Origin of the sequence: Salmonirosea aquatica (assembly GCF_009296315.1) — a bacterium.
Lineage (GTDB): Bacteria > Bacteroidota > Bacteroidia > Cytophagales > Spirosomataceae > Salmonirosea > Salmonirosea aquatica.
This window is the reverse complement of record NZ_WHLY01000002.1, coordinates 2,696,418-2,709,188: the sequence shown is the minus strand read 5'-3', so window position 1 is coordinate 2,709,188 and position 12,771 is coordinate 2,696,418. Positions and strand designations below refer to the sequence as shown.

The following is a 12,771-nucleotide window of genomic DNA, read 5'->3' as shown; positions in this document are numbered from 1 at the left end:
TGGTTAACGGTTTGATAATTTTTCTTTGGGTTAGTAGCGCGTTACAAACGCAAACCAGCTCTTAATTCAGCGCCAGCACACCTAATCATTCATACCAGCCGTGCTTCTTCCGTACCTGAATCAGCGTGGCCAAGATGTCGTTCCAGGTTTGCTGATTCTCCATCACGCTGTTGTCAAACATACAGCCATCCCAGCAGATGTGACGCAGTTTTTTGGTAAGATTGCCATTTTCATCACGCAGCCAGAACCCCGCATCCTCAGCTACATTCAATTTTCCGTTGGGATCCGTGGCCAGGCAATGGCGGCCGGTCTTGTCGTGCGAGCCGGTACCATGTACGGTACCATCGTTCTGAGCTACGTGGAAATCGAGCGTCCAGGGACGGAGTGCGTCCGACATTTTTTTGAGCGCGGCGGACAGTACCTCGCGGTCCTGCCAGTCGTAGTTCTCGGGCAGGATGCGCTCTTCGGGGCGGTTGTAGCCCATGGTGTAAAGCAGTGTATGCGACATATCGGCCTGGAAGCCCATGTTAGGCCGATCCACCATTTCCATGGTTTCGATCATGGTTTTCCAGCCATGCATACCTCCCCAGCATATTTCGCCTTCTGCGGCAATTTTTTCGTCAAATTCTGCCGCCACATCACAGGCTTCCCGGAAAGTATCGGCAATGATTTTAGTATTCTTGGCCGGATCTTTGGCCCACTGCTCGGGACTGCTCGCCGAATCGACGCGGATCACCCCGTAGGGCCGAATGCCTACCTCGCGGAATATCTTACCGAAGTTACAGGCTTTACGCACCATTTCTACAAACGTTTTCCGGTCATCGTCACTTCCCAGGGTAGGACCACCCCAGATCGGAGCCACCAGACTACCTACCTTCAGGCCATAGCCGGCTATTTTGTCAGCCAGGCGTTTGATATCGTCGTCGGAGCTTTCAATATCCACGTGCGGACCCAGCAGGCCGAGGTCGACACCATCGAATTTCTGGCCGTCTACCTCCGCGTTAGCGGTCATCTTAAGCATGGTGTCAAAGGGGATAACGGGCTGCGAATCGTCGCCTTTGCCTACGATTCCGGGCCAGGTTGCGTTGTGGAGCTTGGGATAATTATTTTCGGGCATGGTACTAGGTTTTTAGGTGTTAGGTATTTAGGTTTTAATTAAATAAGGAGCTGTCCGGACTGAAATACTGTTCATTTATTTCCAAACAGCTCCTGGCTGTTACAATTTCAAATCCGGATTCTCAGGACCGAAGTGCTTCAACATCACAATGGGATCCACGGACGATTTGTTGACAATGGTCACGCCCTCACGGGCGGCTTTCTCAGTCACGAAAAACTCATCATTGGTCAATTGTCCATAGCGAATCAACGCGGGCGTTTCAATGTCCCAGTTGCCCATGGTACCGTGTCCCTGCATCATGATCAGACCGTAAGCGGCGCTGTCTTTGATGGTGACGGTGGCACCGGGTGCTACGGTCAATTCCTTGGCGCTGAAGGCGTCGGAGCGGTAGCAAATCCAGTTTTCCACATAACCTTCGGCCTCCATTTCGGACTTGTCGCGCACAGGAATGGGACGCATGAAACGGGTTTCGAGCAGGTTAGGATTGGTATTCAGTTCCCAATCGATCACTTCCATCAGCTGGTCATAATCACCGATGCGGTCAGGGGGGGTACCATTCCAGAGTAGCTCTTCGGGAATAATGGCCTCGTTGACCAGCGACTGGTACATGGCAAAAACGTCCGATGCTTTTTGTGGCTCGTAGGTACACAGGCTGCCGGGGGCGTGCAGCATACCCGGAGGTACGTCCCAGCCCGTGCCCGGCACCAGCGGAAAGGCCTGCGAGTACATGGTGATCTTGTTATCGCCCTTGGTGAAGTTCATCAAACATTCCTTGATCTCTTCTTTGGTGGTACCTGGCGCGATACCGAAGAACGTGTACGGAAAATCGCCGCCGTGGTTGTTGAGCTGCGGCGGAAAATAGTAGGCCTCTGGTTTGCCCAGTTGGCCGATTTTGGCCGCTTCTTCGTCGTTGTGGTGAATGTGGTGCGGCAGGGGACCCATGTTATCAAAAAACTTGGAATACATGGGCCAGCTTTGGTACTGATCCCACAGTCGGTCACCGATGATTTCGCCTTTCAATTCGTCGATGGCATCTTTGAGCAGAATCTGTTTTTCCTCGCCGTTATCGTTCACCACAATGGCGCTCAGTCCTTCGTTTTCGCCCGTTAGCGGACCGTTTTTGGCTGGGGTTGTAGAAGAGAGCCAACGCTCGTCAATGCCGCCGCGGACGCCGCCCAGCACGTAGTAGTCGTCAGGATGAAGTTTGATCCGCCGTCCGGGTACGCAGAAAGAACGGGGTACCCAGGTGGGAGCGAGGCGTAAAATTCCTTTTCCCTGTTCGAGTGCCTGTGCCGCCAGACTGGTTTTATTCAGTGTTTCCATTAAAATGAGAATTTATGATGTATGCTAAAATTGATTCAAAAAGGTCTTTATGGATTCCGGGTCCTGCTTCACCTCAATAGTAAGATCGTAGCTTCGGCTTTCTCCGGGTTCCAGTTGAATCAAGGTACCCTCCTCGCGCGCTTTCGCCTGTCCGATGGGCGGATGGGTACCCGGTTCGAGTCCTGTTACGTATTCGCCTTTTCCCCAGTGTTGCCAGTTCGTGAGCCAGGGCAGTTGGTTTTTGTTAAATGCTATGGAAAGCGCCAGTCCTAGTTTTTCATTATGCAGTCCGCACACGGAGGTACCTGACTCATCAGCCACGGGATCGATGATGGCTACTTCTTCGCCTCCACCCGAATGGGCATCCAGCGGGGCCGGACATTTCCGGAAGTTATTTCCTTCCCGGAAAATCTGATGTTGACTCGGGTCGAGGCGCGGCTGCCAGGTACCTTTCCACAGGATATCCGTACCCTCATCAGCCAATGGCCAGCCGAGGTTGAAATGGTACAAAAGCATGTGCGGTGCCGAAGTATTGCCCCGGTTGATTACCTCGTCGTGAATGCGGATCTGCGGCTGTCCGAGGGTACCTGAAATAGTCCGTCGCAGTTCCAGACTGGGCCCGAACACCTTGGTTTCGCGGATGCGTCCGGTAATACTCATTTCCATCCGGCCCATTGCCGGATCAGGCTGGATGATGGATTCTATTTCTGCCTGACAATGGCTGATCAATCCATGCAAGCCCCGGTCGCCATACTGGTCTGACTCAGGGCCGCCCACGTGCGAAAGCCCGCAGGTAACCAACAGGCCACCGCCAAAGGTACGTATCCAGTCGATGCCCTTATCTGAAAATGGCTGAGGAGAAGTGACTCCCACATGACTCAGCCAGGCCAGGCTGTGTTGATTACAAAAGGCATCGGCAATATCCATCGCCCGGTCCAGGAGTACCTTGTAACGCAGGCCGGTACCCGTATTGATCCAGGCAATGCGGGTACCGCGTCCGGGACCGTTGTCCAGTACGGAAGTCTCTATCCCGCCCATTTGCGCGGGGTTTCCTACTTTATCCAGTCCGTCAATATCTCCCATGTACTTTTCCGTTCGAATTAATGCTTGTTGAGCCAGTCGAGTATTCTGGCGTTAAAATCCTGGGTCGCCTCAAAATGGAAAGCGTGGCCCAACTTTTCGTACAGATATATTTCGGCACCCGGTATGGCCTCGGCTATTTCCTGCCCCATCCAGGGAGGAGTGAAAATATCTTCCTTTCCCCCAATCACCAGCGTAGGTACCCGCAGGGTAGGTAGCTGATCCAGGACATTATGACTGATACAGGCCGCAGCTTGTCCCTGCAATCCGTGCAGCGGTTGGGGGAAGGCCGGATTCTCTTTTTGTCCGTCTTCCAGCTCCTTTCTTTTTTCGTCATTGTCCCAGCTGGACTTGGAAAATATCAGGAGCTGAATGTAGCGGCTGAATTCCTCCGGTGTAAACCGCGCCTTGCAGTCCATCATGTGCTGGAATATGCCCTTCGCCATGGCATCGCAACGCGCCCAGGGACACATCAATACCATGGACTTTACTTTGTTGGGATGCCGGAGGGCCAGCTGCATTGCAATGGTACTACCCATCGAAACGCCTACCACGCGGACATTTTCCAGCTCCAGGTGATTCAACAGCCCGGCGTAGTCGTCGGCCATTTCAGCGGTGGTGTAGGGTCCGTCGGGTTTGTCGGAGAAGCCTACACCCCGGTTATCGCCGAGGATACATCGGTAGTGTTTTTCCCAGTTCGCGGCGTGTGGCTCCCATACCGATCCATCGGCCGTAATGCCCATAATCAGCAGGAGTGGCTCGCCCGAGCCGCGCTCTACGTAGTGGAAGTTTATTCCGTTGGACTTAATGAGTGGCATAGTTTAAAGCTGATAGCTATTGGCTTATAGCTTCTTCGGTATAGCAAATTGAATTTCGTGAATCAGTAAATGGTAGCTATTGGCCAACAGCTAGCAGCCAATAGCTAAAAAATTCACTTCAACGCGGGGATCAGTTCGTGGGTGATCCAGCGACCATCGTGGAGGGTCACGTAGTCAGGGTCTTCGAGAGCTTCTTTGCCTTCGTCTTCACAGACGATCCAGCCCTTGTACTGCTGATCTTTAAGCCATTGGGTAATGGCCAGCAGATTTACTTCACCCATACCCATAAGGGAGAATTCCGGATCGCCATTCCAATCCTTGTAGTGCACATGATTGATCAAAGAGGCGTACTCCTGCATTTTTTCGAGCGGATCCATGCCCCCATTGATAATATGACCCACATCGGGCGTCCAACCCGTGACAGACGTATCCAGCCCTCCCAGCACGATCCGATAATCTTCGGCAGTACGAATGATCGAACTGTGGGGTGAATTGGGATGAAAACTGCAGGGAATACCTTTGTAGGAAGCCCGAGCCGAAACGCTATTGACATTATTGACCAAGTTGCGCTGACGGTCGGATAGATCGTGGCGACCCGTCGGAATCTGTACTGTGCAGAGGATGGCTCCCGGAAAATAGCGCAACAATTCAACCGCTTGGTCGGCTTCGGCGCGCTCGGCTTCGGTTTCTTCGGGGCCGTTCCATTCCAGGGCCAGGGAGAGCGCCGCCAGTTCCAGGTTGTGCTCTTTCAGCTTTTCGGCCAGGAGGTGTGGGTCACGCAGGGTACCCATCCAGGAAAAAATGGGCTGTATGCCGGCAAAGCCGGCTTTGGCAATGATATCAATCATATGGTCCAGGCGCCCGGCGTAGGTAGTGCCGTTGCCACTCATATACCAAGTGTATACTTCGGAACCAAAACGAAAAGGAAGTATGGAGTCCATTAGGTAGGTAGTTTATAGTTTGTTGGATATAGTTTCTAAGAATAAAGTCATACAGATGATAGGCGGGCCGCCATGTTATTTCCCTTTTTTCTTCACCACTTCACCGGGCATAATCAGCGAATCCCAGCCCGCCAGATCGGCCGGTTTGACCTTGGCCTTATAGCCCTCGAAATTGAATGTGGTGGGTTGGTAAGGCCCCACAAAGGCAATGTTGTTATTGGGCTTAATACTCTTTTCCATTCCCATCGCCCAGAAAGCCGCGTTGATGAGCATGCGCCGGAAACCTTCATTGAGAATATCTTCCGACGCGCCGTGCGTAGTGGTAAAGGATCGCCCGCTTTTGCCGTTTTCGATCTGATAGGTTTTGGTCCAGGCTACCGGAACAGGCTTTTTGGTATCATCGGCGGGTGAGTCAGGTGTCATGCCGTTCAGGGGTTGATCATAAGCCAGAATGGTACCTTTGGGTTCGGCGGTATAGGCTCCCGATTGGACCCATATGTCTTTCACACCCCGGAAAATCGGGTGGTTTTTCTGTGCCTCATCAATGGTGAGCCGCGACGACTGCTTGTGATTGGTACCATAGTGGCCAACCCAGGTTTCGCCCAAAACATTTTCGCCAAAGCCATCCTTCCACGCCGTTTTAGGACCGTTGTAGCGGTAGTCGTAATGTTGCCACTTGGGGTTGTCTTTAATATTGAAAGCATGCGTGGAGGTACGGAGGGCCACAATAGGGCCGCCGCGTTTCAGGTACCCGTCAAAGTGCTGCATCTGCTCATCACTAAAATCGGAGAATCGCGTAAACAGCACCATCAGGTCGGCGTTATCGAGCGCTTCCAGACCTTTGAGATTGGATCCTCCGGGCAGAATGTTACCTTCCTCGTCCAGAGCAAAGATGACGGTACAGGTGAAGCCATAATGTTTGGCCATAATGCGGGCCAGTGCCGGCAGGCTTTCTTCGCCCCGGTATTCGTGATCGGAAGCAATGAATACAATGTTTTTCCCCAGGCCAGGCCCTTGGGTACCCTTGTATACCACCCGGTAGTCAGCCACATCGCGTGAGGGATCTGACTGAGCGCAGGCCGAAATACCCAGAAGGATAAGCAGACAAAAGGGAAGGAAAGGGCTTGGACGATTTTTCACGGAAAATGAATTTTACGAAGATCAAAGACCATGCTTCTGGCACATGCTCTGGATAAAAGTGAATCCCTGCTCGGCGATGTCCCAGGGTTCGTTGTATTCCCGCCAAACCCCGATGGAGTTGGCAAAGTCGGGATCATTGCGGGAGAAGGCTTCGATAGTGAGCCACTTATTGTACTCGATTTCGGCGAGGGTACCAAAGATAGTGTCCCAGGGTAGGTGACTACCACCCGGGGTACCCCGGTCGTTTTCGCTGATGTGGACATGCGCCAAAATCGGAGCCAGCGTTTTAATGGCCCCGGCATAGCTTTTCTCTTCCACATTGGCATGGTGCGTATCAAACATTGCCCGAACGTTGGGATGACCCGCCATCTTGACCAGCCGGCTCAGTTGTTCGGCGGTATTGCAGAGGTAGCATTCGAAGCGGTTGAGGGCTTCAAGCGCCAGTGTCACATCGGCCTGCGCGGCGTACACGCCGGCTGCGTGCAGTACTTCTGCTGCCCAGCCGTATTCCTCATCCTGGGCCGGACGCTTGGAAAAATGCGCATGGGCCGAATGGAACGGCCCACATAGGATGCGAGCCCCCAGATCATGGGTACGGTCGATGGTCCATTTGATACGTTCCAGCGCTTTTTCCCGGACTGAAGCCGATTCGCTGATGGGATTGGTGTCGGGACTTACTACGGTAACGCCCGTCATCTCCATGTCCAGATCTCGGACGTGCTTACCAAAGCGGTGATAGGCGGTGGGGTCTTCAGCAGCTCCCACAAAGCATTCCACTCCGTCGTATCCAATCTTTTTCAACCGGTCGGCCAAGGGCATCAGATCGTCTGATACAACGGCCGACCAGGCTAACACGTTAAATCCAATTTTTGTCATTTGTCGTTTTTCGAGCTATTAGCTGATAGCTACCGGCGGTTGGCCTTACTTGGGTGTTATGAATTCCAGGCATAGCTACCAGCCCAAAATCAGTAGCCTCCTGTCTTACTGTTTTATCCTTAAATCACGGTACTGTACTTTCATAGGCGGACCCACGTGTACCTGTACCCCGAGCAACCCTTTTTTCATGCCATTGACGGTATCGTTATCGGTAACATCGCTCATGAGTTTGCCGTTGATATAATGCTGCAGGCGGTTTCCTTTGGCAACAATATGAAAAGTGTTCCAGTCTTCTTTCTTGATGGAGCTTTTCAACTCATCCGAAGTACCCAGTGAGCCGGTAACGGTCCGGTTGGTCCAGTTGTTTTTGGCTACTTTGGTGCGAACCGCCGTCGGATCGGCGTCGCCGGTATAGGGATTAATCTCCGAGATTTCGCCACGGTAAGCCAGAGTAGTACGCTTGCGTTCCTCGTAGTTTTGGCCCGTATAGTTAATCTTACCGTCAATATCGGCTTGGTATCCGCGCAGGGCATAGGGTATATCGGTCAACTGGTCGCTGCGGTAGTTGATGCCGGAGTTGCCCGCCTCAGTGATCTTGAATTCACCTTTCAACTCAAAATCCCCGGGCTCACCGCCCTGCCAGATAATGAAGGAATTGGTTTTCAAAAGCGTCGAGGGCGTGATTTCACCCGTCAGGGCACCATCTTCGACCCGCCAGTAGGTAGGATCACCCTTCCATCCATTCAGGGTTTTGCCGTCAAAAATGGACACAAAGCCATCCTTGGTTTTTTTCTGACCTACGCAGGCATTCATACCTAGCACGAGGAGAGACAAGCCACAGGCGAGAAAGGTGAAGGAAAGATTATTTTTTTTCATGGGGAGAATAGCTAAATCGTTTGGTGGGCAGATCCCGGCACTTGCCAAGACCCGTAAACTTAACTTTACCCTTATTGGGGGCCATACAAAGAAAAAAGGACAGGAAACCCACTGAGCTTCCTGTCCTTTCATTATCACTTATTTACCGCCCTGACTTTTGGACGACTGGGCGGAAAACATCGCGTTCTTTTCGTTGCCCCCTGATTTCAGGTAGGCGATAAGATCTTTGAGCTCTTCTTCATTCAGGCTGTTGATCAGGCCGGGTAGCATGATGGAAACCGTCGAGTACTTGCTCGCCGCTACGTCTTTCTTCGGAATCTTCACCACCATGTCGGGGGCAAAAGGATTCTGCGAAACCGTATAGGACGCGTTGTCTTCGTTGGTGATGCGACCCACAATGGATTCTCCGTTTTTCAGGGTAATCTGTGTAGCCGCGTACTGGTCCGAGATTACTTTGTTAGGTTCGATGATCGATTCCAGGATATCCTTCGTCGTAAATCGCGTAGCCAGTTGCGTCAAATCCGGACCAATGTTGCCACCTTGCCCGTTGATGGCGTGGCAGCGGCCGCAGGTAATGGCATTGTACATATCCTTGCCCTGCTGGAAGTTCCGGCCAGTCAGGTGGTCTTCCACTACGGCTACGGCGGTAGGTACCTCCCACCGTTTACCAGGGCCTTTTGGGTAGACACTCTGTACGAGGTCGTTACCGTTTTTCGTAAGCAACTCGCCACCCGACATTTTATCGTAGGCGACGCGCTTGTTTTCGGGCGCATTGGCCAGGGCCATTTTACGGGCTTTGTCGATAAAACCAATGTAGCTTCTTCCAGCCTGATAGGTAAAGGCTTTGTTAAACCACTTCATGTATTTTTCCTGTGTGGCAGGTGTCCAGCCCGTTTTGGCGGCACTCAGCATGGTGGCAAGGTACGTTTGCTGGGGAGGAGGCATCTTTTCCAAAGTCTTGGCAATGTCCAGTCCGTACTGTGGGTTCCGCATGATGAGGTCGGCCGACGAAGTCGCCGTCATTCCGCCGGGCATCATACTGGTATCCTCTTTTTTGTCCATCAAAGCCAGGGTTTTCTCGATTACGCCAGGCGCTTCGAGGGTTATCAGGATGCGGGCGAGTGAGCGGTTAAGCTCCCCTGAGTTGGAAGGGTAGCTCGGGTTGAGCGCGGCGACAATTTGCTTTTTCTGGGCGGCATCAGGTTCACCCAGCCGCAACGTTACCAGCTCGTAAGCCCGGATCAGGTCAATTTGCTGGGGCTCAGTCAGGCTTTTAAGATTGATTCTCAAAAGATTGGCGTTCAGTTTGCTCTTGATGTCGCTATCGACACTATCGGTGCGCGCCAGGGCAATCGCTGCCTGAATGGCCGTGATGGGGTCTTTTTCACTGGTAGCCTTGTCCTTCCATTCGCTCAGCGGCTGGTGTTCGACGGCAATGCGGGCAGCGTAGCGGATAAAACGATCGGGGTTGTTCAGCTGAGGCCAGGCCGCGGCAATAGCGGCGCTGTTGGGGCCGGTATGGTATTTTTCCAGACTCCGGCGCAGTTCGTTTTCTTTGTTGACGGGTGTTACCGCCACGGAAGAAACCAGTGCGTCATTACCCGCATAACTCACCCGGTATAGGTCTGATTCCAGGCGGCGACCGCCAGTCATAAAATACAGAGCTCCGTCGGGTCCGATCACACCATCGGTAAGGGGTAGGGGTACCCCGGAAAGAAATTCTTCGCGGTCGGCAGAAAAGGTAGAGCCGCTGGGCTTGAGGTGAATGGCGTGCACAATGCCAAAGCTCCAGTCAAAAGCCAGCAGGGTGTTTTTATACTTGGCTGGGAACTTGGCATTGCTCGCAAAAAGCATACTGGTCGGGGAGCCTTGCCCGATGTTAATAATGGGGGGCAGGTTGTCGGGTAGGGCGGGTGACCACTTGCTGTTACCCGTCCGCCAGCCAAACTCACTGCCACTGGTAGCATGGCAGATCCGGGTAGGGCGGTACCAGGGAGTACCAATGTCCCATTCCATGTCGGCGTCATAGACAAACAAATCTCCGGTATCATTGAACGCCATATCGAAAGCATTCCGATAGCCCGCACTGTACAGTACCCAGTCGCTGCCGTCGGGCTGTACATTGGCAACCCAGCCACCGGGAGCCATCCGGTCATTGGCGTGGCCACGTGGGTCTTTGATGAGCGGGAAAAGGTTATCCTGTTTCCAGGTTTTAGGCAACAGGTAGTTGTCCATCTGAGGGGCGTCGGTGTGATTTCCTGAAATCACATACAATGATTTTCCGTCGGGCGACAACTTAATGCTGTGGGGACCGTGTTCGCCGTTTCCTTCCAGTTCTTTGAGCAGGCTCACCTTGTCGTACTGATCGTCGCCGTTGGTATCCTGTAGACGGTAAAATCCACTGTGGACGGGCAAATCCTTCGTCACGCGGTTATTCACCATGACGTACAGGCTGTTAAAAGCGTAGAGCAACCCATGGGCTGTTCCCATGCCCAGCGTGTCGCCAGGGGTACCTACCTTGAGGTGCTCCACCTTGGTGGGGGCGGTAGAACCCGAACCGAGGGCCGGGAGCGTAAGACGATACAGGCCACCGTACTGATCGGAAGTGATGAGTCGCCCCTTGTCGTCAAAGCACATCGAAACCCACGAACCCTGCCCGTTTTCGGATGGACTGTACAAGTGCTCGGCTTTGAAACCAGGCTGTAGCTTTAACTTATCCACTTTGGAGTTATCGGGGCGGACATGGGTGGGAGCGAACGGGTCGACTTTTGCGTAAAAGGCACCCAGTCCCACCAGAAGTCCCAATCCCAGCAGGGGCTTGACGAAGACGGAAGTGGCAGACGAATTCTTGTTGAACATGAGTTTGTTATTTTGTTTAAATGCTGAGAAATGCTTCAAATACGGAGATACTCTATTTTATATGACGCAGGAAATGGCTTTATATACTTATACGTTGGTTTACTTTTTCTGGTATGGATTATAAAAAAGCGTATCAAACCGGATACTTACTTGCGTTGACTAGGGCAATCTGTACGCCCGACAAGGATAGAATCGTGTATGAAACTATCCCTGCCGGGCGAAATCATCAGAAATTGGGGCTTAGTGCCGACTCGTCGGCGGGTAGCGCGTAATACAGGTCTAGGTTGGTGAAGGCGTTGCCACGGGGCTTCGATCCTTCCGACACCGGATAATAATAAGCTTCTGGATTTGATTTGATGCGTTGGCCATACGCAGTAATGACGTCTACAGCCCGGCCCGTTCTTACCAGATCGAACCAGCGTTTGTTTTCAAAGGCCAGTTCCACTCTTCTTTCTTTAAAAATCGCTTCCCGCATATCAGCTTGCGAAGAAGCCGTAGTGTTAGCCAAACCAGCCCTGTTTCGCACTTGATTGAGGTAGGGCGCGGCATCGGAGGTTTTCCCCTGCTCGTTCAGTGCCTCGGCCAAAAGCAGCAATGTTTCTGAATACCGGTAAATCGGCCAGTTCATACCATGGTTGCCATTGAGGGCGTGCGTTTTAGCGTACTTCTTGATATAAGGGTACACCTTGTCCTTACGCTGGCTTCCACTCAATGTAACATAAGCAATCGATGCATCCTTACGCGTGTCGCCCGGCTCGTAAGCCGCGATGATATCCGGAGTAGGAATATTATTACCCTCACCGGTCTGAGGCTGCGGATTCGACGTACCGGTGATTTTTACCAGTTCTTCGGACGACATAGGGCGGGGCAGAAAATTGTAAAGGAAGCTTCCGTTCAAACCCGCCGAACCTTCGATAAACTGTACTTCGAATACCGACTCCTTATTATTCTTATTACCCGTCGAGGTCGAAAAGGCGTCGGCGTAGTTGGGCATGAGCGAATACTCGCCGCTATTCACTACATCTTTCAGCAAGGGTTCCGCTTGCGCCCATTTTTTCTGATTGATATACACATCCGCCAGCAAGGTTTTAGCGGCCCCGGAGGTGGCCCGGCCCGGCTCCTGCTTGGATTTGGGTAAAAGCGAAGTGGTGGCTTCCAAGGCATCTTTCTCAATCTGTGCGTATAATTCAGCGGCCGTAGCCAGCGGCAAAGCAGCTTCCTGCCGAACCGTTACTGGGGTCAAATGCAAAGGCGCTTTGTTGAAGTAGCGTACCAGCTCGAAGTAGGCGTATGCTCTCAGAAACAAAGCCTGCCCTTTCAGATTGCTTTTTGATTCAGCGTTGAAATCGACGTCATCAATGACCGCCAATATCTGATTGGTACGGGCGATGATCTGATAATCTAACCGGTATTGGTTCAGCACGTGCGTATTAGAGGTAACGCCATTGGCGGTAGGAATCGCAAAGTCGGCGATATCTTCCTGTTGTTCCGTGGCGCCAAAGAGCGGGTTACGGGCATAGTACGTGTTGTCCGAATGCATTTCGCCCAGCAGCCAAGCACGGTCGTTGACGATGCTGCGTAGTGGTACGTAAGCGGCGTTGACAGCCTGCTGGAAATCGGCTTCGGTCTTGAAAAAGGTAGCCGAACTGAGTGAAGTTTCGGGGTATATTTCCAGAAACTTGCTGTCGCAGGCCGACACGAGCAAGCCAATGGTACAGAAAAATATAAGTGATCTTTTCAT

At 52.4% G+C, this 12,771-nt stretch carries 10 protein-coding genes; all 10 read right to left on the bottom strand.

Annotated elements, in window-relative coordinates; translation table 11 throughout:
* Positions 1 to 85: 85 nt before the first annotated feature.
* Positions 86 to 1,117, bottom strand: a complete 1,032-nt coding sequence (locus GBK04_RS12395) for a sugar phosphate isomerase/epimerase family protein (RefSeq protein WP_152760107.1) — start codon at positions 1,115 to 1,117, stop codon at positions 86 to 88.
* Between the two features lie 99 nt (positions 1,118 to 1,216).
* Positions 1,217 to 2,440, bottom strand: a complete 1,224-nt coding sequence (locus GBK04_RS12390) for a class I mannose-6-phosphate isomerase (protein ID WP_152760105.1) — start codon at positions 2,438 to 2,440, stop codon at positions 1,217 to 1,219.
* Between the two features lie 24 nt (positions 2,441 to 2,464).
* Positions 2,465 to 3,523, bottom strand: coding sequence for an aldose 1-epimerase family protein (locus GBK04_RS12385; protein WP_152760103.1), 1,059 nt, complete (start codon positions 3,521 to 3,523; stop codon positions 2,465 to 2,467).
* A gap of 17 nt (positions 3,524 to 3,540) precedes the next feature.
* A complete protein-coding gene (locus GBK04_RS12380) occupies positions 3,541 to 4,338 on the bottom strand; it encodes an alpha/beta fold hydrolase (RefSeq protein ID WP_152760101.1) in 798 nt (265 codons plus the stop codon).
* Between the two features lie 113 nt (positions 4,339 to 4,451).
* Positions 4,452 to 5,279 (bottom strand): sugar phosphate isomerase/epimerase family protein, encoded by an 828-nt coding sequence (locus GBK04_RS12375; RefSeq protein WP_152760099.1) that lies wholly within the window; start codon positions 5,277 to 5,279, stop codon positions 4,452 to 4,454.
* Positions 5,280 to 5,354: 75 nt separating this feature from the next.
* On the bottom strand, positions 5,355 to 6,419 hold the full coding sequence (locus GBK04_RS12370) for a ThuA domain-containing protein (RefSeq protein ID WP_373330924.1): 1,065 nt from the start codon (positions 6,417 to 6,419) through the stop codon (positions 5,355 to 5,357).
* Between the two features lie 21 nt (positions 6,420 to 6,440).
* Positions 6,441 to 7,295 carry a sugar phosphate isomerase/epimerase family protein gene (locus tag GBK04_RS12365; RefSeq protein WP_152760097.1) on the bottom strand — a complete coding sequence of 285 codons (855 nt, stop codon included), beginning with the start codon at positions 7,293 to 7,295 and terminating at the stop codon, positions 6,441 to 6,443.
* Between the two features lie 105 nt (positions 7,296 to 7,400).
* Entirely contained in the window at positions 7,401 to 8,171 is a 771-nt protein-coding gene (locus tag GBK04_RS12360; protein WP_152760096.1) for a 3-keto-disaccharide hydrolase, read from the bottom strand.
* Positions 8,172 to 8,309: 138 nt separating this feature from the next.
* Positions 8,310 to 11,030, bottom strand: coding sequence for a c-type cytochrome (locus tag GBK04_RS12355; protein WP_152760094.1), 2,721 nt, complete (start codon positions 11,028 to 11,030; stop codon positions 8,310 to 8,312).
* Positions 11,031 to 11,256: 226 nt separating this feature from the next.
* Positions 11,257 to 12,771, bottom strand: a complete 1,515-nt coding sequence (locus GBK04_RS12350; RefSeq protein WP_152760092.1) for a RagB/SusD family nutrient uptake outer membrane protein — start codon at positions 12,769 to 12,771, stop codon at positions 11,257 to 11,259.